Raw genomic sequence first — 21,215 nt, forward strand, 5'->3', positions numbered from 1 at the left:
GCACCGCCCCACAACCCGTACGACGGTCGACATTTCAGCCGCGCGGCCCAAGCCCTCGGAAACACTTGGTAACTTGCATTCCGGTGAAGGCAGCGCGCAAAGACTCAATGCCACCGGCGACAACAGCCGGGGCAACCGCAGGAGAAGAGCCATGATCCCGTTGATTCTGGGGCTGCTGCTCGCCGCCCCCTTTTCCGAGATCGCGCACAGCGTGCGCATCGATCATGACAGCGGCCCGGTCCATGCCGATTACCGCATGCGGGTCGACGTCCGCCACCAGCAGCTCGGCGTCGCAGGGCCCGGCGGCCGCGCCTCGACGCTGCGCTGCCGGTGGGAGGCCGATCTGGTGGTCGATCGCCAGGCGCGCCACGCCGCCGGCACGCTCCAGCGCGCGCTGCGCCAGGAAAGCGTCGCGACCGGCAGCCGTCCCGGCTGGTGCACCGCCAACCGCGCGGTAATCGCCAAGGACGTTGCCAGCGCCACCAAGGACATGCGAGGCGCGGTCGAGGCGCTCGCCGGCCAGGATGCCGAGATGCTGCGCGCCGAACTCGATCACATAGGACGTGTACACACCTGATGCGTATTCCCATTGCCGTTGCCGCCTTCGCCGCGCTCACCCTCCCGCTCGCTGCCCAGGCCCAGGTGCTGCCCAAGGTTTCGGGCGGCGTCGAACTCTCGACCGACGAGAGCCGCCGCGGCCTCAGCTGGAGCGAGAACCAGCTGAGTGCCTCGGGCGACCTGTCCGCGGGCATCCTCGGCTTCGACGCATCGGCGCGCGTTGCGATGGTGCGCGAATCGAGCCGCCATGCCGGGGCCGACACGGTGTTCGACCTGGAAGCCGGCCACGGCTTCGACATCGGGGTGTTCAAGCTGCGCGGCTTCGTCACCGGCCATGTCTTCACCGGCGCGGCGCGCGCGATGGACTATGTCGAGGTTGGCGCGGACGGCAGGTTTTCACTCGGCCCGCTGCAGCTGAACGGCGGCGCGACCTATGCGCCGGACCAGGGGCCGATCGGCGGCGACAATCTCTATCTGCACGCGGGCGCCGCGGTGGGCGTGCCGTCGACGCCGTTCACCGTGTCCGGCTCGATCGGCCATACGACCGGCAGCACCGACGACATCCGCGCCGCGCGGCTGCGCCCGACCGGCGACTATACCGATTGGCGGATCGGCGTGGAGCATGTCAGCGGGCCGCTGACGCTGGGGGTCGACTATGTCGGGACCGACATCGATACCAACCGCGCGGTGGCGTCGCCCTATGCGGACCTGCAGCACAGCGGCAACCGCGTGCTCGGGCGCGCACGGCTTTCGTTCTGAGGCTGCCCTAAATCCCCCCTCCCGCGTGCGGGAGGGGGGGATTAGAAGAAGCGAGAGTTTGGGAAGCCTACCGCTGCTCGGCACCCGGCACGGCGACATCGGCCACCGCCGTCGCCTCGTGCCCGCTGGCGAAGTGCAGCGTCAGCGGCACCTTCTCGCCGGCATGGACATTGGGCACCAACCCGAACAGCATGACATGCTTGCCGCCCGGCGCGAACTTCACCTCGGAGCCGACCGGCAGGTCGAGGCTGGCGAGCTGGGTCATCTTCGCCATGCCCGCGCCATCCTTGGTGCTCTCGTGAATCTCGGCCTTGTCGGCCGCGCGAGTCGACACGCTGACCAACGTTTCCGCCTCGCGCCCGCCGTGCAGCGTGAAATACGCTGCCCCTGGCTGGCCCGCCACCGCGGGCAGCCTAATCCAGGCGCCATCGACCTTTACGCCATCCGCCTGGGGCGAACACGCCCCCAGCCCCAGAACCGCTACAAGTCCCGCCAGAGTGCGCATTCGGCATCCTCCCTCTTTGATTTGGGAAATCTTGTAGAAACCCGGGCGTCTTGCGGCAAGGCACGACGCACCTATATCCCCCCTCGGACATCTGGACGGCGGTCGCCTCTTCTGGGGCCGGCATCCGGATAACGCTTATGAACCCTTTTGTTTCGATTGTGGGGGCCAACGAGGACCATGGCTAAAGTTATCGGTATCGACCTGGGCACGACCAACAGCTGCGTTGCTGTGATGGAAGGCGGCAAGCCCAAGGTCATCGAAAATGTCGAAGGCGCACGCACCACGCCGTCGATCGTCGCCTTCGCCAAGGATGGCGAGCGTCTGATCGGCCAGCCGGCCAAGCGCCAGGCGGTGACCAACCCGGACAACACCATCTTCGCAGTGAAGCGCCTGATCGGCCGCCGCTTCGACGACCCCGTGACCAAGAAGGACACCGAGCTGGTGCCCTATACGATCGCGCGCGGCACGAACGGCGATGCGTGGGTCAAGGCCGGCGGCGAAGAGTACAGCCCGTCGCAGATCTCGGCCTTCATCCTGCAGAAGATGAAGGAAACCGCCGAATCGTATCTCGGCGAGAGCGTGACGCAGGCCGTCATCACCGTGCCGGCCTATTTCAACGACGCCCAGCGCCAGGCGACCAAGGACGCCGGCAAGATCGCGGGCCTCGAAGTGCTGCGCATCATCAACGAGCCGACGGCGGCCGCGCTCGCCTATGGCCTCGACAAGGACAACAACAAGACCATCGTGGTCTATGACCTTGGCGGCGGCACCTTCGACATCTCCGTGCTGGAAATCGGCGACGGCGTGTTCGAAGTGAAGGCGACGAACGGCGACACCTTCCTCGGCGGCGAGGATTTCGACAACAAGATCGTCGATTACCTGGCCGACCAGTTCAAGAAGAAGGAAGGCCTCGACCTCCGCACCGACAAGCTCGCGCTGCAGCGGCTGAAGGAATCGGCCGAGAAGGCGAAGATCGAGCTGTCGTCGGCTGCGACGACCGAGATCAACCTGCCCTTCATCACCGCCCGCATGGAAGGTGGCGCAACCACCCCGCTGCACCTGGTGGAGACGATCACCCGCGCCGATCTGGAGCGCCTGGTCGATGACCTGATCAAGCGCACCCTCGAGCCGTGCCGCAAGGCGCTGGCCGATGCGGGCGTCAAGGCCGAGGCGATCGACGAAGTCGTGCTCGTCGGCGGCATGACCCGCATGCCCAAGGTCCGTCAGGTCGTGAAGGACTTCTTCGGCAAGGAGCCGCACACCGGCGTGAACCCGGACGAAGTCGTCGCCATCGGCGCGGCGATCCAGGCCGGCGTGCTCCAGGGCGACGTGAAGGACGTGCTGCTGCTCGACGTGACCCCGCTGTCGCTGGGCATCGAGACGCTGGGCGGCGTGTTCACCCGCATGATCGACCGCAACACCACGATCCCGACCAAGAAGTCGCAGGTCTACTCCACCGCTGACGACAATCAGCAGGCGGTGACGATCCGCGTCTTCCAGGGCGAGCGCGAGATGGCGGCCGACAACAAGATGCTCGGCCAGTTCGACCTGGTCGGCATTCCGCCGGCGCCGCGCGGCGTGCCGCAGATCGAGGTCACCTTCGACATCGACGCCAACGGCATCGTCAACGTGTCCGCCAAGGACAAGGGCACCGGCAAGGAGCAGCAGATCCGCATCCAGGCCTCGGGTGGTCTGAACGACTCCGACATCGAGCAGATGGTGCGCGATGCCGAGAAGTTCGCCGAAGAGGACAAGAAGCGTCGTGCCGCGGCGGAAGCCAAGAACAACGCCGAGAGCCTCGTCCACACCACGGAGCGTCAGCTCCAGGAGAATGGCGACAAGGTCGACGCGTCGCTGAAGGGCGAGATCGAGGCGGCGATTGCCGAGACCAAGTCGGCGATCGAGAGCGGCGATGCCGATGCGATGACCGCCAAGGCGCAGGAGCTCGCCCAGGTGGCGATGAAGCTCGGCCAGGCGATCTACGAGAAGCAGGCTGCCGAAAACGCCTCGCCGAACGCGGGTGCCGCGGCCGGCGGCGACGCCGGTGGCGAGGAAGTGGTCGACGCCGAGTTCTCGGAAGTGGACGACAACAAGGCGTAACGGATGCCCCTCCCTCTCCCCGCCGGGGAGAGGGCCGGGGATTGGGGGGAGCGGGCATGATCGATGCGATCCGGCATCGGCATAGTTCCTCTCCCCGTCCCCTGATGGGGAGAGGGCTTGCTGGATGACCACCGAAGTCGATTATTACGAACTGCTCGAAGTCGAGCGCAGCGCGGACGACGCGACGATCAAATCGTCCTATCGCAAGCTCGCGATGAAATATCACCCGGACAAGAATGCCGGGTGCAAGGATTCCGAGGCGAAGTTCAAGGCGATCAGCGAAGCCTATGACTGCCTGAAGGATCCCCAGAAGCGCGCGGCGTACGACCGCTTCGGCCATGCCGCGTTTCAGAACGGCGGCGGCGGCCATCATGGCGGCCAAGGCGATTTCGGCGCGTTCAGCGACATTTTCGAAAGCGTGTTCGGCGAATTCATGGGCGGCGGCGCGCGTGGCGGCGGCCGGCCCCAGCGGCGCGGTGCGGACCTGCGCTACGACATGGAAATCTCGCTCGAACAGGCGTTCCACGGCCATTCGACCGACATCACCATCGACGTCTCGGGCCCCTGCGACAGCTGCCAGGGCTCGGGCGCCACGCCCGGCACCAAGGCCAAGACCTGCACCACCTGCGCCGGCCACGGCAAGGTGCGCGCGCAGCAGGGCTTCTTCATGGTCGAGCGCACCTGCCCCGCCTGCCACGGCGCCGGCGAGGTGATCGCCGAGCCCTGCCGCACCTGCCGCGGCGAGGGCCGGACCGACAAGACCAAGACGCTCAAGATCGAGATTCCGCCCGGCGTCGACGAAGGCACCCGCATCCGCCTGACCGGCGAGGGCGAGGCCGGCGCGCGCGGAGCACCCGCGGGCGATCTCTACATCTTCCTCCACGTGACGCGCCATTCGCTCTACGAGCGGCAGGGCACGACGCTGTACGCCAACGCGCCGATCAGCTTCACGACGGCGGCGCTGGGCGGCGAGATCCGCATCCCGGGGCTCGACGGCGAGGAGCATGTGATCAAGATCCATGCCGGCACCCAGTCCGGCCGCGAGATGCGCCATCGCGGCGCCGGCATGCCGGTGCTGCAGGGCCGCGGCCGCGGCGATCTGGTCGTGCGGCTGGAGGTGGAAACGCCGACCAAGCTCACGGCCAAGCAGCGCGAGTTGCTCGAGGAATTCCGCAAGACCGAGACGGGCGAGGAATGCCCGCAGTCGAGCGGCTTCTTCGCCAAGCTGAAGGCGGCGCTCGGTTGATGCCGGGCGCCTTCCTCGCATGACCCCGCGCGAACTGCTCGACACTGCCGACGTCCCCGGCGGCGAACCGCTGCGGCTGTTCCGCCGGGGCGACGACCACATGATCGTGCTCGAACGCAACGAGCTGATGAACAGCCGGATGAGCGGTTCGGAAGAAGCGCTGGCGGTGATGACGCTCGAGCGGCTCGGCAAGCGCGAGGCGCGGGTGCTGATCGGCGGCTACGGCATGGGCTTCACCCTGCGCGCGGCGCTTGGCGTTCTCGGCAGCAATGCCAAGGTGACGGTGGCCGAACTGGTCCCCAAGATCGTCGACTGGGCGCGCGGTCCGATGGCGGCGCTGACCAATGGCTGTCTCGACGATCCGCGCGTGAAGGTCGTGTTCGACGATGTCGGCCGGGTGATCGCCGACGGCCAGAACGCCTATGACGCGATCCTGCTCGACGTCGACAACGGCCCCGACGGACTGACCCGGGTGGGCAACGACAGCCTCTACTCGATGCGCGGCCTCGATTCCGCCCGTCAGGCGCTCCGCCCCGGCGGCATTCTCGCAGTATGGTCGGCGGCGCCTGACGCGCCCTTCGCCCGCCGGATGCGCGACAGTGGGTTCCAGGTGGAGGAAGTCGCCGTCCGCGCCCGCCAGAACGGGAAGGGCCCGCGCCACGTCATCTGGTTCGGCCGGCGCCGCTGAGGCAAGCGCGGCGAGATGCGCAGCGGCGACGCGTCAGATCGGGTCCGCGGTAACAGCCGAGGCGCGCGCGGGGTTGCCAACGACCGTGGTGCCGGCCGGAACGTCTCTGGTCACCACGCTGCCCGCCCCGACGATCGCATCATCGCCGATCGTCACGCCGGGGAGGATGATGGCGCCGCCACCGATCCAGACGTTGCACCCGATGACCACGGGCCGACCGAATTCGAGCATTTGGGCCCGAACCGCTGCCTCGCGCGGATGGTCGGCCGTCAGGATCTGCACGCCCGGGCCGATCTGCGTGCCGGCGCCGATGCGCACCGCCACCACATCCAGGATGACGCATCCGAAGTTGAGGAACACGCCGTCGTCCAGGTGGATGTTGTAGCCATAGTCGCAGTGGAACGGCGCCCGCACGGTGACGCCGGCGCCGACCTGGCCCAGCCCTGCTACCAGCAGCGCATGCCTGTCCTCGGACGATTGCGCCGGTGCCGCATTGTATCGCGCCATCCAATCCTGCGCGCGCGCGGCGTCGGCGGCCAACTCGGGGTCGTCCGCGGTGTACAGCTCGCCGGCGAGCATCTTCTGCTTCTCGCTTTTTGGCATCAGCTGAGATCGTGCAGGTCCTTGCCGAGCGGCGGGGTGATCCGCAGATCGGAGAAGCGGATCGCCAGCCCCTCCCGCTCCGGGGTGCAGGCCATCGGCCCTACCTGATACGACGCGGCTACCGGGAAGGGGGCAAGCCGCACCAGCGGCCAGTGCTTGCCGTCCGCAGATACCTGCAGGCGCAGCACGCCCTTTTCTACGGTGGCACGCATCCAGAAGTCCTGTGCGTCATGTTCATAGGGGCCGGTCGCCCAGTCCGACTGGCCATTCGTCAGGACGCTACTCAGCATCGCGCGACCGTCCGACAACTCGATACCGGCCTTGACCCAGCGCCGCTCGTCGACGCGAACCATGATACCGGCCTGATCGTAGAGCTTCTGATACTGTCCCCGAACGCGCAATTGCGCGGTGAACGCCGCGGGCGCGGTGAAGCCGAGGAAATGCCCGCTGTCCCGCTTGAAGCCGTAATGCGTTTCCTGCCAGAAATCGCTGCCCTTGTCGGTGACCAGCGACAGGTCGCCTGCGGAATCGACCGACCAGTTTCGCGGCTCGTTGAGCCAGCGGCCGTCCCTACGTCCGAGCACCGATTTGCCCGTGGCTTGCGCCTGCGCCGCCCCGGTTGGCCCGGCAACCGCCAGTGCTGCCGCGCCTCCCAATATCGTTCTGCGGTTCACGACATCCTCCCTCTTGTGCGACAGACCTTACCAATGTGACGAGCTGTATGTACAAACGTACACAAGCTTTGCAAGTGGATGGAATGGAGGATATGGCAAGCGGCAGGCGGAACGATCCGACACGGCGGCAGCGTATCGTCGACGCGACCTTGGAGGTGATCGCCGCCCACGGTGTCGCGGCAACGACCCATCGCCGGATCGCCGACGAGGCGGGCGTGCCGCTGGGATCGGTGACCTATTATTTCGAAACGCTCGAAGCGCTGATAACCGCTGCCTTTCTGCAATTGGCGGCGCAGTCCTCCGACCTGTTCGGTGCGCGCCTGCGTGCGGCCGATGGTCGTCCCGCAGCGATCGATGCGGTCGTCGACATCATCGCAGGCACGATCTGGGCCGAGCCACGCACCTTGCTGCTCAGCTACGAGCTCTACGCCTTCGCGGCGCGGCACCCGGCAGTGAGCGCGGTGATGCAGCAATGGATGGATAACAGCCGCGCTGCGCTGGAGCGCTTTTTCGATCCCCTGACAGCACGCGCGCTCGACGCGCTGGTCGAGGGCATCGGCATCCACAATTCGATCGACCGGGCGCCGCTCGACAGGGAAGCGATCCGCATCATCGTCGAGCGCGTCGCCGCGGCCTGAGGCCTTCCCCGCTCATCCCGTCTGCGGAACGACATCCCCGCCTCGTGCATTCCGAAGGGCGCATGTTTCCAGAAGGAAGTCCGACGATGTCCGATACGCCCGAAACCACCAGCCTGCTCGTCACCGCCCGCGTCGACGGGCTCAAGGTGCGCAGCCGTGACGGCGATTCGCTGGGGCAGGTCCAGGCGTTCATGGTCGAGAAGGGCAGCGGCCGCACGCTCTATGCGGTGCTCAGCCTCGGCGGGTTCCTCGGCATGGGCAAGAGCTATTACCCCCTGCCCTTCGAGCTGATCTCCTATGACGCGACCGGCGACGACTATGTCGTCACGATCGACCGCCGCGTGCTCGAGGGCGGCCCGAGCTGGGCGAGCAACGCGCCGGAGTTCACCCAGGCCTATGCCGATCGCGTGTCCAACTATTACGGCCTCTCCGCCGCACGCGTGGACCGCGTGCCGCTGGATTGATCGCCTAACCGGCCGCAGATGAAGAGAGCGTTTCCTCCCCCGCCAGGGGGAGGTGGCGCGCGATGCGTGACGGAGGGGGAGGATGCCAGAACCTCTCGGACCTGCGTGCTTCCTCCCCCTCCGTCAGGCCTTCGGCCTGCCACCTCCCCCTGGCGGGGAAGGAAACACTAGAAAACTGCCTGGCGTGCGCCCTCACCCGCGCCGCAGCCGTTTGCCGATCCCCTCCGCGCCCAGCCGCCGCACCGCGCGCTTCGCCAGCGCCACGCTGCCGTCGAACCCCGCCAGCGCCGCGACCAGCGCCCGGTTGGCCATCGTGCGCCGCAGCAGCAGCAGGTCGACGCACGCCACGCCGCCGCTCGCCATCTGCCGCTTGTGCTGCCCCTCGCCCTCGGTGAAGTCGAACGAGGCGAAGCGGCCCTCGGCAAACAGGTCGCGTAGGGCCGCCAGCTGCAGCACCGCGCCCGGTGACATCGCCGCGAACGCTGGGTCGTGCCCGACATGGGCGTAGACCAACGTGTCCCCCACCGCCGGGCAGCAGAGATAGGCGATCGGCCGCCCTGCCAGCAGCAGCAGCCACGCGCGCACCGCATCCGCTGCGGCCAGCCGCTGCAGCGCCGTCAGGTCCTCCGGCAATCCGGCCGCCAGCAGCCGCTCCTGATAGGTCCGCGCCGAGAGCGCGCGGGCGAGCGGGTGGAAGACCGCCATCTCCGCCGGCGTCCGGTAGCAGCGCACCTCGCCGCCGAGCCGCTTGGCCTTGCGCTTGAGCCCCTGCCGGGTGTTCGCCGATAGCCCGGCGAACCACGCGTCGACCCCCAGCGACAGGTCGACGTAGAAGCGCGTGTAGCGCTGCCGCACGAACCCCAGCATCCCGCCACCAAGCAGCGCCTTGCACTGCGCCTCGGGCAGCGAGGTCACCAGATAGCCCTCTGCCTCGGCCGGAAGCGGCGGGAGCGCAGGGCAGTCCCCCGCCCGCGCCTCCGCGAGCGTCAGCGGCACGCGCGCCAGCCGTCGGCGCACCGACGCCAGCGTCCGCGCGCCGACCATGAAGCGCAGCGCCACCGCCTGCGCTGCGCTCACCCCGCCCGCTCCTCTATGAGGTTGGACCAGAGCTGCTCGGCCTGGCGCAGCCGCGTGCGCAGCAGGCTGGGGGCGAGCGGCGCGTCGTCCTGGTCGAGCGCGAGCGCAGGCCGATCGGCGAAATGCGCGGTCGGCAGCACGTCGCGCCGGGCCGCGAGCATGGCACAGAGCGCCTCGAAGCGGCGGACATGCACCGCATTGGGCCGCGTACCCGCGCGGTTGGCCAGTTCGAAGCCATGGCTGACGATCGTTACCGCGGCATGGCGCTGCGCCACCGCATGGTCGAGCGCCGCCCGCATCTCGCGCTGGGACAGCGCGCAGATCTGGAAATGGCGCAGCTGGGTGCCCGCATCGATCAGCGTTACCGGCACTTCGATCAGCCCCTGGTGCAGCACCGGCGCGATCCGGCGCGGCGACAGGCCGATGCCGCTCGGCCAGGGATGCTCGGAGCCGTTGTGGCTCGAATCATAGGCGAAGCCCTCGGCCGCGAGCGCGGCGAGCGTCGCGTCGTTGGCCGAATAGCTGCCCCCGCGAAACGCCATCGGCGGCGGCGCCCCCGCATCGATCAGCAGCGCCCGCGCCCGGCGGATCAGCGCGCGCTGCTCCTCGGCGCCATAGTCGACGAGGTCGAACCGCGCCGGCATCTTGGCGCGATCCGACGCGCTCGCCCCGGTCCAGTTGGGATGGAGATGCAGCTGCACCTCCTGCCCCGCGGCGCGGATCGCCCGCACCACCGCCGCGATCGGCGCGAGCCCGTGGACCAGCGCGGGCATCGGATCGACGAAGAAGCACGCCTTCAGCCCATGCGCCGCCAGCCGCTCCAGCTGCCAGCCCACGCCGACCCCGGCCGGCTCGAACGAGCGCGCGACCATCTCCGCCAGATCGAGGCCGGCGACGTGGTGGCGCCACATCAGCTCGGTATCGATCGTCAGGAAGACCTGGGTGGGCATGCAGGCGCGTCTCGCAAGCGTCCCGGAGACGGGGACCATCGTCCCCGTCCTACCCCCGCCCGCGTGAACAAATGGCAAAGCGCGTCAGGGCTTGATCCCGTAGCGGGCATATTCGACGTCGATCTGCGGATCGAGCAGCCGCGCATCGGCAAGGTCGGCCGCAGCGCCCGGCTTCCCCTGCCGCGTCTCGATCACGCCGCGCAGGAATAGCGTGCCCGCGGCGCCGGGGCGCTGCTCCAGCGCCGCGTTCACGTCGGCGAGGGCCTCGTCGAGCCGTGCCTGCCGCAGATAGACGAGCGCGCGGCTGTCCAGCGCCGCGGCGGCGATCTGGTCGCTCAATTCGATCGCCCGGGTGCAATCCTTCAGCGCCGCCTCCAGCTGCACGTTCAGCGTGCCCGCGAGCCAGCAGCGCGCGTTGAGCAGCCTACCATTGCCCGGCTTCTCGCCGATCGCCCGGTCGATCGCCGCCAGGGCACCGTCCTTGTCGTCGGCCTGGGCGAGCGCGGTTGCCTTGGCGGCGAGCATCTCGGTGAGGTTTTCGCCGCCCTCGTCTATCCGCGGATCGAGCAGCGTGAGCGCTTCGTCCTTCTTGCCCGTCTCCGCCAGCAACCGGGTGAGGCGCGCGAGCAGGCCGGCATTGCCGGGGGCGAGCGACTGGGCGGTGCGCAGATCCTCGATTGCCCCGGCCCGGTCGCCCAGCGCCTGGCGCAGGCTCGCGCGCTGGGCGAGCGTCTCCGGCTTGGCAGCGAGTGCTACGGCCTTGTCGAGATCGGCCAGCGCCTGGCGCCGCTCGAAGATCATGGTCAGGAAGCGCGCGCGGAGCAAATAGCGATCGGCCTCGTCGGGGCGTTCGGCGATATGCGCGGCATAGCGCGCGAGCACCTCGTCATAGACATGCGCGCGCTTGGCGGCGACAACGCCGTGCCAAGGTGCCGGATAGCGCGGCGCGGTGCGTGCGCCGATGCGTCGGTTGCGGAACGCGGCCAGTGCGGCGCGGGCAGCCGGCAGCTCGGCGGGGGCGATCTCCGCGCCGGTCTGGGCGTGCTGCGCCTCCAGCGTGAGCAGATCGCCGGCGATCGCCACCGTGCCGCTGACCCGCTGCCCGCCGGGCAGCTGCTGGTCGAAGCTGGCGGGGCCGTCCACCATCATGTCCTTGCCGCCATCGGGCAGGCGGAACCGCGCGACGGTCTGCGTGCGCATCGGCTCGCCGGTGTCGACCGGCACGTCCTTCCAGATCCCTCGACTGCGATCGGGCAGATCGCGCAACCGGGCGGCGGGGAACTGGGTGCGATAGCGCAGGTCGCCATAGCTCCAGCGCTGGGATGCGACCCCGCGCAGCTTGACCAGCGCGGTGCCGGCGGTGTCGTCGAACTTGACGTCCACGTCGGTCACCAGCACGTCGCTGGCGCCGCCGGGAGTGAAGCCCTGCAGCAGGCGGCGCTGCTCGGTCTTCGGCATCGCCGCCAAGACGGTGCGCAGCGAGATCGCCATGCCGCCGCGCAGCGTCACCTCGGCCCCGAACGGGCTCGGCAGGTTGATGCCGCCGCGTAGGTCCATGTCGAGCACCGCGATGCTGTTGGGCCGGTTGGGCGCGCGGTCCGGCGCCTGCAGCAGCCCGCTCCCCGCTGCCCGGACCGGCAGCACCCAGTGGAAGGGCAGCACGTCGCCCAGATCTTCCAGCCGTGTGCCGGTTGCGGTGCCGTCCAGCCACAGCGTCTCGTCGCCGAGCCTGGCCAGCACGAAGATGTGGTTGAACGCCGCCGCCGAGGGCAGCCGCGCCGCGACCAGATCGCCCGCGGAGAGGTTGGCGAGCGCCGGCTCCGCTTCGATTCCCAGCTCGTGCAGCAGCGCGAGCAGCAGCAGCGTCTTCGCCTTGCAGTCGCCATAGCCTAGCGCCAGCGTCTGCGCCGGGCTCTGCGGCACGAGATTGCCGTTCTCCATGCCGCGATACAGATAGCGCACCTTGCCCTGCACCAGCGCCAGCGCGGCGGCGACACGGCGGCGCGGGTCCTTCTCCGCCGCGGCGATCCGCGCGACCTCGGCAGCGAGCGGGCTGCCGGGTGCGATCAGCCCCTCGGTGCGGTAGAGTGGCGCGAACACCCGCGACACGCTCGCCCAATCGGCGAACGTCGAGGCTTCGGCGAAGGGCGGGCGCGCAAAACGGCCGGGCGCCCCCGGCGCGGAATCGGGCTGGCGCGGCAGCGGCTGGGCGAAGACGAGCTCGTGCCAGCCGCCGGCATCGCTTTCTCTAGGCGTTGCGCCCACCGGATAGGCCTTCCACTGCAGCCTGGCGGTGCTCGGCCAGAGGAAGCGGGTGCGTGCGAAACCGATCTTCATCGGTTCCGACAGGATCGGGCCGCCTGCGCTGCTGTTGCCCGCGAGCGCCGGGTCCTTGTTGGTCACCGAATAGCGCAGGTCGAGCACGTCGCCCGGCCGCAGCCCCTCCACCGCCAAGGTGGCGGTGAGCTGGCCGTCGATCATCATCTTCTCGAGCCCCGCCTCGCGCTGGAGGACGGTGAAGCTGTGCCCCTTCAGCGCATCGATCCGCTGGCCGTCGCGCAGGATATCGACGCCGTGGACGATAAGGTCGCCATGCGCCGGCTGCCACTCGATCTTGATCGTGCCCGCCTGCGACACCGCCTGGATCGTCGCCAGTCGCGTCGCCCGTTCGACATAGGTCCAGCTGCTGCCGTCGCCGAGCCGCGCCTGAACGTCGCTGACCAACAACAGCGGTGATTCGTCGGTAAGCGCGCGGGTGTCCGGCGTCGGCGCCGGCTTCACCCAATCGGGAACCGGCTGCTGCAAGGGCTTGTCCCCCGCATGCGCGACACCCGCGCTCGACAGCAGCAGCACCAGCAACGCAGCACGCGACGACATCGACATTCCCCCGGGTTCCTGTGACCAGTCTAGCCGGATCCGGCTACGCGACAATCGAAAAGCGAAGAAAAACAAGATGAAGTCACGTGACCTTAGCGCTTCATCTTGTCGTCATCTTGCGTCTCAGCGGCTGTGGTAGAAGTCGTACACCTGCTGCGCCACGCCCGCCGAGACGCCGGGGGCCTTCTTCAGATCCTCCAGGCTGGCGTTGCGCACCGCCCGGCCGGTGCCGAAGTGCATCAGCAGCGCCTTCTTCCGCGCCGGGCCGATGCCGGGCACCTCGTCGAGCGGGCTCGCGCCGATTGCCTTGGCGCGCTTGTCGCGATGCGCGCCGATGACGAAGCGGTGGACCTCGTCGCGCAGCCGCTGGAGGTAGAAGAGCAAGGGCGCGTTGACCGGCAGCATCCGCTCGCTGCCGTCCATCAGGTGGAACACCTCGCGGCCGTCGCGGCCATGATGCGGCCCCTTGGCGACGCCGACCATGCAGACATCCTCGATCCCCATCTCCTCCAGCACCGCCTTGGCCGCGTTGAGCTGGCCGCGGCCGCCGTCGAGCAGCACCAGGTCCGGCCAGTCGCCCTGGCTGCGATCGGGGTCCTCGTCCTGCGCGCGGGCGAAGCGGCGGCTCAGCACCTCGCGCATCATCCCGTAATCGTCGCCGGCGATCGTCTCCGGGCGCTTGATGTTGAACTTGCGATACTGGCTCTTGCGGAAGCCCTCGGGCCCCGCGACGATCATCGCGCCTACCGCATTGGTGCCCTGGATGTGGCTGTTGTCGTAGACCTCGATCCGGTTCGGCGGCTCGGGCAGGTCGAACAGGTCGGCCATTTCGCGCAGCAGCTTGGCCTGGGTGGTGCTTTCGGCGAGGCGGCGGTCGAGCGCTTCCTCGGCGTTGCGCTTGGCCTGATCGAGCAGGCGGCGGCGGGTGCCGCGCTGGGGGACCGACAGCGCTACCTTGTGCCCGGCGCGCTCGCTCATGGCTTCCGCAAGCAATTCGGCCTCGGGCAGCTCGCGGTCGACGAACACGTTCCTCGCGGGCGGCACCTCCTCGTAGAACTGCATCAGAAAGGCGGCGAGCACCTCGTCCTCGGGCACGTCCTGGGTGTGGCTCGGGAAGAAGCTGCGATGGCCCCAATTCTGGCCGCCGCGGATGAAGAACGCCTCGATGCCGATCACGCCCGACTTGCACGCCTGGGCGAAGATATCGGCATCGCCGACGCCTTCCGCGTTGATCGCCTGGCTGCCCTGGATGAAGGTGAGCGCCTTCAGGCGGTCACGCAGGATCGCGGCCAGCTCAAAATCGAGGTTCTCGGCGGCGGCCTGCATCTGCTCGCCCAGCTTGGCCTGGACCTTGGTCGACTTGCCCTGGAGGAAGTCCCTCGCGTCGTTGACCAGCTCGGCATAGCCCTCTTGGTCAATGCGGCCGACGCAGGGCGCCGAGCAGCGGCGGATCTGATAGAGCAGGCACGGCCGGTCGCGGCTGGCGAAGAAGCCGTCGGTGCAGCTGCGCAGCAGGAACAGCTTCTGCAGCGCGTTGAGCGTCTTGCGCACCTGCCCGGCGCCCGCGAACGGCCCGAAATAATCGCCCTTTGCCCGCCGCGCGCCGCGATGCAGCTGGACGCGGGCGAAGTCGTGATCCTGCCGCAGCAGGATGAACGGGAACGACTTATCGTCGCGCAGCAGCACATTGTAGGGCGGCCGGTAGCGCTTGATCAGCTGCGCCTCGAGCAGCAGCGCCTCGGCCTCGTTGTTGGTCGTGACGATCGTCATCGAACGGGTCTGCGCGACCATGCGCTGGAGCCGCTTCGACAGGCGGTTGACCTGGGTGTAGTTGGTCACCCGGTTCTTCAGCGCGCGCGCCTTGCCGACATAGAGCACGTCGCCGCGGGCATCTTGCATGCGATAGACGCCCGGCCGAATCGGCAGCGTCTGCAACACGTTGCGGATCGCGGCGACGCCGGCCTCCAGGTCCGGTGTCTCCGCACCGCGGACCGCGAAGGTGGCCTTTTCCTCGTTGAATCGATCGGGGGAATTGGGGTCGTTCATTGCCGCCGATGTAGGGATGTGGCGCTCACCTTGCCACTAAATCTCCCCTCCCGCTTGCGGGAGGGGTCGGGGGAGGGACTGACGTGGAGGTTCTATCTGGAACGCCACGGCAAGCGGCCGCGCGATCCCCTCCCCTGGCCCCTCTCGCAAGCGGGAGGGGAACGCAGGCCGAGAGGGAAGCCTACTTCGCCCCCGCCTCGTTCTCCAGCTGATCCACCTGCGCCTCGATTTGCCGCATCGTCTCTTCCGCGCGTGTTTTCACATCGGTCGCGCGGGTGTGGTCATCCGCCGCGTGGCGCACTGCCACCACCGCCACAAACGCAGCGAGCGCCAGTGCCACCAGGGCACCGGCGCTCAGCCAGCGATAGGATTTTTGTTCCGCCATCCCCGCCCCATAGCATGGGCGGCGTGGCAGGCCAGCTCAGTTGAGCCGGCCCAGCCCGGCAATGGTCTTGTCGACCAGCGCCTTGTCGGCCTCGGCGCCGTGCTTCTCCGCGATCACCGCGGCAGCGGCGGTCGTAGCGGCATCGGCGGCCTTGGTGCGGATCGCCTGGATCGCGCTGCGCTCGGCAGCGGCGATCTTGTCCTCGGCCATCCGGGTGCGGCGGGCGATCAGCTCGGCCGCATCGGCCTCTGCCTTCGCCTGCATCGCAGCCGCCTCGGCCTGGGCGTTGGCGACCACCGCCTTGGCATCCGCATCCGCAGACGCGGTGCGGGCCTTGGCTTCGGCGAGCATCGCCTCGGCCTCCGCGCGCAGCTTCGACGCTTCGTCGAGCTGGGTGCGGATCTTGGAAATCTGCTTGTCGAGCATGGCGCCGATCATGCTCGGCACCTTCTTGACGAGGATGATCAGGACCACCGCCAGCATCGACAGCGCGACGAAACCCGGCGCGGTGATGCCGAACACGGCCGGCTCATGATGGAGTTCCACGGTACCGACCTCGGCGTTCAGGGAATGAGCTTGTTCAGCCATGGGCAAGCGCCGCCTTCACCTTCTGTTCGACGCTGGCGCGGTCGACCGCGACGCCCGACACGCGGGCGACGATCGCCTCGACGGCCTCGACGGTCGCCGCTTCGATCTCACCGATTGCCGCCTGCTCGCGCTCGGCGATCGAGCGGGTCGCGTCGGCCAGCCGCGCTTCATCGGCTGCATGCGCGGCCTTGAGCTTGGCTTCGGCAGCGGTTGCCGCCTGCGCCTTGGCGCCGGCGGTCACCCGCAGCGCCTCGGCACGGGCAGCGTCCAGCCCCGCCTGGTAGGCCTCGTCCGCAGCCTTCGCGGCGTCGCGCGCCGCCTCGGCTGCCGCGAGGTCGCCGCTGATGCGGGCGGAGCGATCTTCCATCGTCCGCTCGATCTTCGGGACCATCGCCTTGCCGATCCCGAAGTAGATCAGGGCAAATACGATCGCGAGCCAGAAGACCTGCGAAGCGTAGATCTCCGAAATCTGATCTAACTGGGGCATCGGCCGAGGCCTCCGTTCTGCTTACTTGACGACGAAGAGGATCAGGATCGCGACGACGAACGCGATCAGGCCCAGCAGTTCCGACGCGGCGAAACCGATGAACAGGCGGCCCTGCTGACCGTCAGCCGCACCCGGGTTGCGCAGCGCGCCTTCGAGGAACGAACCGAACACGTTGCCCACGCCCAGCGCGGCGAGGCCGATACCGATCGCAGCCAGGCCGGCACCGATGTACATTGCACCCAGATCAGTCATTTCTAGCTCCCTAGATAATTCGGTAAAAACGATAATTCGAAACGGATCGACTTAGTGCAGGTGCACCGCGTCGTGGAGATACAGCGAGGTCAGCAGCGCGAACACATAGGCCTGGATCGCGCAGACCAGCAGCTCGAGCGCGCTGACGCCGACAATCATGAGGAAGCTCAGCACCCCGACCAGGCCGCCCAGCGGCGTGTGGCTGCCGAAGCCCTGGACGACGAAGCTGCCGAACACCTCGAGCAGGATGTGCCCCGCGGTCATCGCGACGAACAGTCGCAGGCCCAGCGAGAACGGGCGCACCAGGAACGAGATCAGCTCGACGGGCACGATCACCGGCATCAGCCACACCGGCGCGCCGTGCGGCACGAACAGCGAGAAGAACTTGAAGCCGTGCTTGATCAGCCCGACCGCGAGGACGATGCCGAACGAGAAGAAGGCGAGCACCGCGGTGACGGTGATGTGGCTGGTGACCGCGAAGGTGTGCAGCCCCGGCAGGATCGCCAGCGGCAGCACGCCGACCAGGTTGGCGAACAGGATGAAGAAGAACAGCGAGAAGATGTACGGCGCGAACTTCTTGCCGCCCTTGCCGATGTTCACATTCACCATCGAGTCGATGAACCCGACCGCGCCTTCCACCATCAGCTGCCACTTGCCCGGGATCAGCTTGCGCTGCAGGCCGCCCACCATGAAGACGAACAGCAGCGCGGCGACCACGAACATGAACAGCGCCGAGTTGGTGAAGGAGATGTCATAGCCGAACAGGTCGATATGCCGGCCCAGTACGGGCTCGACCTTGAACTGCTCCATCGGATCGATTTTGCCGGCGCTCACTCTGCGCGCTCCTTCGAAATCTTGTAGATGTTGCGAAACGCCACGATCACGCTGAGCACCAGCAGGATCAAGAGCCCCCAGGGGCTCGTTCCCAGCCAGCGATCCAGCGCGAAGCCGATCACCCCGCCGCCCAGCGGTGCGCCGATCAGTTCGGCGAGCACCCGCGAGCCCTGCTTATAGCCCTTTTCGGGCTTGCGCACCGGCGTCTGACCCTCGCGCACCGCCGCCTTCGCATTGGCGATGCGACGGTCGAGGTCGGAACGGATAGGGTCGTCAGACAAAGCGAGCACGGCGATCCAGATATGAAAAAGCCGCCACGCATCGGGCGGGCGACAAACAGCATCGCAAGCCGATGGCCGCGACGTTATGGCGCTTTAGGAAGACCAAACGACCGAGTCAACCGTTGCAGCATCCTGCGCTTCATTGCCGATTCATGCAGCGGCCTCGGCCTTCGCATCCGCAGAAATCCGCCAATTACGTCCGTTGCGGTGCAACAGGCTGGCGTTCGAGGGGGCTGCGCGCGACCTATTCGTTCCGGCGGATTGCAGGGCATCCGTCGCACCTGCATAGTCGCAGGGATGTCCGACGAGGCTCCCGACAACAGCGGCCACCGCGCGCGCCTGCGCAAACGCCTGTTCGAAGGCGGGCCGGAGGCGCTGCTAGACCACGAACTGGTCGAATATCTGCTGGCGCTGACCATCCCGCGCAAGGACACCAAGCCACTCGCCAAGACGCTGCTCAAGGAATTCGGCGGCCTGCCCGGCCTGCTCGCCGCCGATGCCGAGGCCATGCTGCGGATCGAGGGCATCAAGGACACCCAGATCGCCGCCCTCAAGGCGGTGCATGCCGCCGCGCTGCGGCTGCTCCAGGCGCGGGTGCGCGAACAGCCGGTACTGGCCAACTGGCAGGCGCTGCTCGACTATCTCCGGGCCGACATGGCCCCGCACGCGATCGAGCGGGTGCGCGTGCTCCACCTCAACACCCGCAACATGCTGATCCGCGACGAGCTGATGAACGAGGGCTCGATCGACGAGGCGCCGCTCTACGTCCGCCAGGTGATCGCCCGTGCGCTGCATCTGGGCTCAGCTGCGCTGATCCTGGTCCACAACCACCCCTCGGGCGACCCCAGCCCGAGCCGCGCCGATATCGACGTGACCCGCAAGGTCGCCGAGGCGGGCAAGCCGCTCGGCATCGTGGTGCACGACCACATCATCATCGGCAGCGAAGGCCATGCGAGTTTAAGGGCGAAGGGGCTGATCTAGGACGTTCGGACGCGCTCAGAGCAGGAGCGTTTCCTCCCCCGCCAGGGGGAGGTGGGCCGCGCAGCGGCTCGGAGGGGGAGGAAGCACGACGGTTTGAGAGGTTCTGGCATCCTCCCCCTCCGTCGCCTTCGGCGCCACCTCCCCCTGGCGGGGGAGGAAACGCTATGGGCTTCAGCCCCTTACTTCTTCCGCTTGAAGTCCACCGACACGACGTTCGAGCCGTCCTCGGCGGGCTTGGCCACCGGGCCGTCGCCGTCATTCTCGGCGTCGTCATGCTCGTGCGGCTCGGGGCCGTCGGGGCCTTCGGTCGCCTGGAAGCGCAGCTCGAAATTCACCGCCGGATCGTGGAAGCCGGTGATCGCCGCGAACGGGATCGTCAGGATCGACGGGATCTGGTTGAAGCTGAGCCCCACCGAGAATTTCCGGTCGTCCACCGTCAGGTCCCAGTAGCGGTGCTGGAGGACGATGGTCATCTCATCCGGGAACCGCTCCATCAGCCGCTGCGGGATGTCGACCCCGGGCGCCTGCGTCTTGAAGGTGATGTAGAAATGATGCGCGCCCGGCAGGCCGCCCGACTGCGCCACCGATCCGAGCACACGGCCCACCACGGCGCGCAGGGCTTCCTGCACGATCTCGTCATACGGAATCAAACTATCGGGCACGGTGCCGTTCATGCTCCCTTGGGTAGCGGCTGAAATGTTGGGGTCAAGATTGCATGCGTCGCTATCGGCGTTATGTGCACGGCCATGCGCACCGCGACCATCAGCCGCAAGACCAGCGAAACCTCGATCGACGTCACCGTCAACCTCGACGGCACCGGCGTCTATACCATCAGCACGGGCATCGGATTCTTCGATCACATGCTCGAGCAGCTGAGCCGACACTCGCTGATCGACATGGACGTGAAGACGGTGGGCGACCTCCATATCGACCAGCACCACACGGTGGAGGATACCGGGCTCGCGATCGGCGAGGCCATTGCGAAAGCGCTGGGCGACAAGAAGGGCATCCGCCGCTACGCCGATGCGCTGTCGCCGATGGACGAGACGCTGACCCGCGTCGCGATCGACATTTCCGGGCGCCCCTATCTCGTGTGGAAGACCGAATTCAGCCAGAAGAAGCTCGGCGAGATGGACACCGAGATGTTCGAACACTGGTTCCACAGCTTCGCCCAGACCGCGGGGCTGACGCTGCACGTCGAGACGCTCTACGGCAGCAACAACCACCATATCGCCGAAGCCGCGTTCAAGGGCCTCGCCCGCGCGCTGCGCGAGGCGGTGGAGATCGATCCGCGCAAGGCGGATGCCATCCCCTCGACCAAGGGAGTGCTGTGATGATCCTCGTGCTGCTGACCTACAAGGTGGATATTGCCCAGATCGACGAACTGCGCCCCGCGCATGTCGACTGGCTCAAGCAGGGCGTGGCGGACGGCCGCCTGCTGGTCGCCGGCCGCAAGGTGCCGGTGACCGGCGGCTTCTTCATGGCGCGCGGCTCGCTGGAAGAAGTGCAGGCCTGGGCGGCTACCGATCCCTTCGCCACCGCTGGCGCTGCGGAATACGCGTTCATCGAAGTCGCCCCGAGCATCCTCGCGCCGGGGCTGGAAGCGCTCGGCCAGTGACCGTCGCGCTGATCGATTACGGCGCAGGCAACCTCCACTCGGTGCACAATGCGCTGAAGGCGGCGGGTGCCGCCGACATCGCGGTGACGGCGGACCCGGCGGTGGTGCTGGGCGCCGACCGGGTCGTGCTGCCCGGCGTCGGCGCGTTCGGCGCCTGCGCGGCGGGTCTGCGCGCCCTGCCCGGCATGATCGAGGCACTGGAGACTCGCGTGCTGCGCGACGCGGTGCCGTTCCTCGGCGTATGCGTCGGCATGCAGTTGCTGGCGACCACGGGCGAAGAGCTCGGCAGCCATGCCGGGCTCGGCTGGATTCCCGGAACCGTCCGCCAGCTCCCCGCCGGCCCCGAGCTGCGCGTGCCGCACATGGGCTGGAACGATGTGGTGCCGACGGTCGACCACCCGCTGATCGAGCGCGGCGAGGCCTATTTCCTCCATAGCTTCGCCTTTGACGGCGACGCGGTGCTCGCCACCACCGAGCATGGCGGCCCGGTGACCGCCGCGATCGGCCGCGACAATATCGTCGGCCTGCAGTTCCACCCGGAAAAGAGCCAGCGCTACGGCATCGCGCTGCTCGAACGATTCCTCGCCTGGAAGCCCTGAGATCC

General features: G+C 68.0%; 25 protein-coding genes. 11 read left to right on the forward strand and 14 right to left on the reverse strand.

Annotated features, from left to right (window positions below):
* Positions 1-151: 151 nt before the first annotated feature.
* Positions 152-577, forward strand: a complete 426-nt coding sequence (locus ABIC35_RS10675) for a hypothetical protein (protein WP_121074221.1) — start codon at positions 152-154, stop codon at positions 575-577.
* Positions 577-1,317 carry a TorF family putative porin gene (locus tag ABIC35_RS10680; protein ID WP_121074218.1) on the forward strand — a complete coding sequence of 247 codons (741 nt, stop codon included), beginning with the start codon at positions 577-579 and terminating at the stop codon, positions 1,315-1,317. The genes ABIC35_RS10675 and ABIC35_RS10680 overlap by 1 nt, the downstream gene beginning before the upstream one ends.
* 67 nt (positions 1,318-1,384) lie before the next feature.
* Here ABIC35_RS10680 and ABIC35_RS10685 read toward each other — a convergent pair whose 3' ends face one another.
* Positions 1,385-1,822, reverse strand: a complete 438-nt coding sequence (locus ABIC35_RS10685; protein WP_121074215.1) for a copper chaperone PCu(A)C — start codon at positions 1,820-1,822, stop codon at positions 1,385-1,387.
* 177 nt (positions 1,823-1,999) lie between these two features.
* On the opposite strand from ABIC35_RS10685, the gene dnaK reads away from it, so the two are divergent.
* The 3 genes from dnaK to ABIC35_RS10700 all read left to right on the forward strand — a co-directional run bounded on the left by dnaK (position 2,000) and on the right by ABIC35_RS10700 (position 5,856).
* The gene (gene dnaK, locus ABIC35_RS10690) at positions 2,000-3,922 is read left to right on the forward strand and encodes a molecular chaperone DnaK (RefSeq protein WP_121074212.1); all 1,923 of its coding nucleotides are present in this window, start codon (positions 2,000-2,002) and stop codon (positions 3,920-3,922) included.
* A gap of 124 nt (positions 3,923-4,046) precedes the next feature.
* A complete protein-coding gene (gene dnaJ, locus ABIC35_RS10695) occupies positions 4,047-5,168 on the forward strand; it encodes a molecular chaperone DnaJ (protein WP_121074209.1) in 1,122 nt (373 codons plus the stop codon).
* 19 nt (positions 5,169-5,187) lie between these two features.
* Positions 5,188-5,856: a spermidine synthase gene (locus tag ABIC35_RS10700; RefSeq protein WP_121074206.1), complete on the forward strand. Its 669-nt coding sequence runs from the start codon at positions 5,188-5,190 to the stop codon at positions 5,854-5,856.
* A gap of 33 nt (positions 5,857-5,889) precedes the next feature.
* Here ABIC35_RS10700 and ABIC35_RS10705 read toward each other — a convergent pair whose 3' ends face one another.
* Both ABIC35_RS10705 and ABIC35_RS10710 read right to left on the reverse strand, forming a co-directional pair.
* Entirely contained in the window at positions 5,890-6,459 is a 570-nt protein-coding gene (locus ABIC35_RS10705; protein ID WP_121074203.1) for a sugar O-acetyltransferase, read from the reverse strand.
* Entirely contained in the window at positions 6,459-7,133 is a 675-nt protein-coding gene (locus ABIC35_RS10710; RefSeq protein WP_220667333.1) for a DUF1349 domain-containing protein, read from the reverse strand. Before ABIC35_RS10710 ends, ABIC35_RS10705 begins: the two co-directional genes overlap by 1 nt.
* Before the next feature lie 92 nt (positions 7,134-7,225).
* Between ABIC35_RS10710 and ABIC35_RS10715 the strand changes: the two genes are divergently transcribed.
* Together ABIC35_RS10715 and ABIC35_RS10720 are read left to right on the forward strand one after the other, a co-directional pair.
* The gene (locus tag ABIC35_RS10715) at positions 7,226-7,771 is read left to right on the forward strand and encodes a TetR/AcrR family transcriptional regulator (protein WP_121079158.1); all 546 of its coding nucleotides are present in this window, start codon (positions 7,226-7,228) and stop codon (positions 7,769-7,771) included.
* Positions 7,772-7,857: 86 nt separating this feature from the next.
* Complete coding sequence (locus ABIC35_RS10720; RefSeq protein WP_121074198.1) at positions 7,858-8,235, forward strand: PRC-barrel domain-containing protein; 378 nt, start codon at positions 7,858-7,860, stop codon at positions 8,233-8,235.
* 192 nt (positions 8,236-8,427) lie between these two features.
* Here ABIC35_RS10720 and ABIC35_RS10725 read toward each other — a convergent pair whose 3' ends face one another.
* The 10 genes from ABIC35_RS10725 to ABIC35_RS10770 form a co-directional block, all read right to left on the reverse strand.
* Entirely contained in the window at positions 8,428-9,312 is an 885-nt protein-coding gene (locus tag ABIC35_RS10725) for a GNAT family N-acetyltransferase (RefSeq protein WP_354278430.1), read from the reverse strand.
* Positions 9,309-10,262 (reverse strand): polysaccharide deacetylase, encoded by a 954-nt coding sequence (locus tag ABIC35_RS10730; protein ID WP_121074195.1) that lies wholly within the window; start codon positions 10,260-10,262, stop codon positions 9,309-9,311. Before ABIC35_RS10730 ends, ABIC35_RS10725 begins: the two co-directional genes overlap by 4 nt.
* An 84-nt stretch (positions 10,263-10,346) precedes the next feature.
* Positions 10,347-13,139, reverse strand: a complete 2,793-nt coding sequence (locus ABIC35_RS10735; protein ID WP_183049312.1) for a DUF3857 domain-containing protein — start codon at positions 13,137-13,139, stop codon at positions 10,347-10,349.
* 123 nt (positions 13,140-13,262) lie between these two features.
* Positions 13,263-15,185 (reverse strand): excinuclease ABC subunit UvrC, encoded by a 1,923-nt coding sequence (gene uvrC, locus ABIC35_RS10740; RefSeq protein WP_121074189.1) that lies wholly within the window; start codon positions 15,183-15,185, stop codon positions 13,263-13,265.
* Positions 15,186-15,366: 181 nt separating this feature from the next.
* Positions 15,367-15,570, reverse strand: coding sequence for a hypothetical protein (locus ABIC35_RS10745; protein WP_121074186.1), 204 nt, complete (start codon positions 15,568-15,570; stop codon positions 15,367-15,369).
* A 36-nt stretch (positions 15,571-15,606) separates the two neighbouring features.
* Positions 15,607-16,158, reverse strand: coding sequence for a F0F1 ATP synthase subunit B family protein (locus ABIC35_RS10750; protein WP_121074183.1), 552 nt, complete (start codon positions 16,156-16,158; stop codon positions 15,607-15,609).
* On the reverse strand, positions 16,151-16,645 hold the full coding sequence (locus ABIC35_RS10755; protein ID WP_121074180.1) for a F0F1 ATP synthase subunit B family protein: 495 nt from the start codon (positions 16,643-16,645) through the stop codon (positions 16,151-16,153). The genes ABIC35_RS10750 and ABIC35_RS10755 overlap by 8 nt, the downstream gene beginning before the upstream one ends.
* A 21-nt stretch (positions 16,646-16,666) precedes the next feature.
* Complete coding sequence (locus tag ABIC35_RS10760) at positions 16,667-16,879, reverse strand: F0F1 ATP synthase subunit C (RefSeq protein ID WP_010544368.1); 213 nt, start codon at positions 16,877-16,879, stop codon at positions 16,667-16,669.
* A 69-nt stretch (positions 16,880-16,948) separates the two neighbouring features.
* Positions 16,949-17,731, reverse strand: a complete 783-nt coding sequence (locus ABIC35_RS10765; RefSeq protein WP_121074177.1) for a F0F1 ATP synthase subunit A — start codon at positions 17,729-17,731, stop codon at positions 16,949-16,951.
* Positions 17,728-18,012 (reverse strand): AtpZ/AtpI family protein, encoded by a 285-nt coding sequence (locus tag ABIC35_RS10770; RefSeq protein WP_121074174.1) that lies wholly within the window; start codon positions 18,010-18,012, stop codon positions 17,728-17,730. Before ABIC35_RS10770 ends, ABIC35_RS10765 begins: the two co-directional genes overlap by 4 nt.
* A gap of 297 nt (positions 18,013-18,309) precedes the next feature.
* On the opposite strand from ABIC35_RS10770, the gene radC reads away from it, so the two are divergent.
* Positions 18,310-18,993 (forward strand): RadC family protein, encoded by a 684-nt coding sequence (gene radC / locus ABIC35_RS10775; RefSeq protein ID WP_121074172.1) that lies wholly within the window; start codon positions 18,310-18,312, stop codon positions 18,991-18,993.
* 179 nt (positions 18,994-19,172) lie between these two features.
* Here radC and ABIC35_RS10780 read toward each other — a convergent pair whose 3' ends face one another.
* Complete coding sequence (locus tag ABIC35_RS10780; RefSeq protein WP_121074169.1) at positions 19,173-19,667, reverse strand: SspB family protein; 495 nt, start codon at positions 19,665-19,667, stop codon at positions 19,173-19,175.
* A gap of 72 nt (positions 19,668-19,739) precedes the next feature.
* Between ABIC35_RS10780 and hisB the strand changes: the two genes are divergently transcribed.
* Genes hisB through hisH form a run of 3 tightly spaced genes read left to right on the forward strand, consistent with a single transcriptional unit; the run spans position 19,740 to position 21,210 of the window.
* Positions 19,740-20,327, forward strand: a complete 588-nt coding sequence (gene hisB / locus ABIC35_RS10785; protein WP_121074166.1) for an imidazoleglycerol-phosphate dehydratase HisB — start codon at positions 19,740-19,742, stop codon at positions 20,325-20,327.
* The gene (locus ABIC35_RS10790; RefSeq protein ID WP_121074163.1) at positions 20,327-20,611 is read left to right on the forward strand and encodes a YciI family protein; all 285 of its coding nucleotides are present in this window, start codon (positions 20,327-20,329) and stop codon (positions 20,609-20,611) included. The genes hisB and ABIC35_RS10790 overlap by 1 nt, the downstream gene beginning before the upstream one ends.
* Positions 20,608-21,210, forward strand: a complete 603-nt coding sequence (gene hisH / locus ABIC35_RS10795) for an imidazole glycerol phosphate synthase subunit HisH (RefSeq protein ID WP_121074160.1) — start codon at positions 20,608-20,610, stop codon at positions 21,208-21,210. The genes ABIC35_RS10790 and hisH overlap by 4 nt, the downstream gene beginning before the upstream one ends.
* Positions 21,211-21,215 lie beyond the last annotated feature (5 nt).

This window comes from Sphingomonas trueperi (assembly GCF_040545965.1).
In the GTDB taxonomy this organism is placed as follows: Bacteria; Pseudomonadota; Alphaproteobacteria; order Sphingomonadales; family Sphingomonadaceae; genus Sphingomonas; species Sphingomonas trueperi_C.

What these genes read in the sequence shown, in the direction of transcription:
- ABIC35_RS10745 (WP_121074186.1), bottom strand. Translation starts at nt 15,570, where the DNA reads ATGGCGGAACAAAAATCCTATCGCTGGCTGAGCGCCGGTGCCCTGGTG.
- ABIC35_RS10720 (WP_121074198.1), top strand. Translation starts at nt 7,858, where the DNA reads ATGTCCGATACGCCCGAAACCACCAGCCTGCTCGTCACCGCCCGCGTC.
- ABIC35_RS10735 (WP_183049312.1), bottom strand. Translation starts at nt 13,139, where the DNA reads ATGTCGTCGCGTGCTGCGTTGCTGGTGCTGCTGCTGTCGAGCGCGGGT.
- radC (WP_121074172.1), top strand. Translation starts at nt 18,310, where the DNA reads ATGTCCGACGAGGCTCCCGACAACAGCGGCCACCGCGCGCGCCTGCGC.
- ABIC35_RS10705 (WP_121074203.1), bottom strand. Translation starts at nt 6,459, where the DNA reads ATGCCAAAAAGCGAGAAGCAGAAGATGCTCGCCGGCGAGCTGTACACC.
- ABIC35_RS10700 (WP_121074206.1), top strand. Translation starts at nt 5,188, where the DNA reads ATGACCCCGCGCGAACTGCTCGACACTGCCGACGTCCCCGGCGGCGAA.
- ABIC35_RS10715 (WP_121079158.1), top strand. Translation starts at nt 7,226, where the DNA reads ATGGCAAGCGGCAGGCGGAACGATCCGACACGGCGGCAGCGTATCGTC.
- ABIC35_RS10685 (WP_121074215.1), bottom strand. Translation starts at nt 1,822, where the DNA reads ATGCGCACTCTGGCGGGACTTGTAGCGGTTCTGGGGCTGGGGGCGTGT.
- ABIC35_RS10780 (WP_121074169.1), bottom strand. Translation starts at nt 19,667, where the DNA reads ATGAACGGCACCGTGCCCGATAGTTTGATTCCGTATGACGAGATCGTG.
- ABIC35_RS10755 (WP_121074180.1), bottom strand. Translation starts at nt 16,645, where the DNA reads ATGCCCCAGTTAGATCAGATTTCGGAGATCTACGCTTCGCAGGTCTTC.
- dnaK (WP_121074212.1), top strand. Translation starts at nt 2,000, where the DNA reads ATGGCTAAAGTTATCGGTATCGACCTGGGCACGACCAACAGCTGCGTT.
- ABIC35_RS10750 (WP_121074183.1), bottom strand. Translation starts at nt 16,158, where the DNA reads ATGGCTGAACAAGCTCATTCCCTGAACGCCGAGGTCGGTACCGTGGAA.
- dnaJ (WP_121074209.1), top strand. Translation starts at nt 4,047, where the DNA reads ATGACCACCGAAGTCGATTATTACGAACTGCTCGAAGTCGAGCGCAGC.
- ABIC35_RS10790 (WP_121074163.1), top strand. Translation starts at nt 20,327, where the DNA reads ATGATCCTCGTGCTGCTGACCTACAAGGTGGATATTGCCCAGATCGAC.
- hisB (WP_121074166.1), top strand. Translation starts at nt 19,740, where the DNA reads ATGCGCACCGCGACCATCAGCCGCAAGACCAGCGAAACCTCGATCGAC.
- ABIC35_RS10680 (WP_121074218.1), top strand. Translation starts at nt 577, where the DNA reads ATGCGTATTCCCATTGCCGTTGCCGCCTTCGCCGCGCTCACCCTCCCG.
- ABIC35_RS10675 (WP_121074221.1), top strand. Translation starts at nt 152, where the DNA reads ATGATCCCGTTGATTCTGGGGCTGCTGCTCGCCGCCCCCTTTTCCGAG.
- ABIC35_RS10730 (WP_121074195.1), bottom strand. Translation starts at nt 10,262, where the DNA reads ATGCCCACCCAGGTCTTCCTGACGATCGATACCGAGCTGATGTGGCGC.
- ABIC35_RS10760 (WP_010544368.1), bottom strand. Translation starts at nt 16,879, where the DNA reads ATGTACATCGGTGCCGGCCTGGCTGCGATCGGTATCGGCCTCGCCGCG.
- uvrC (WP_121074189.1), bottom strand. Translation starts at nt 15,185, where the DNA reads ATGAACGACCCCAATTCCCCCGATCGATTCAACGAGGAAAAGGCCACC.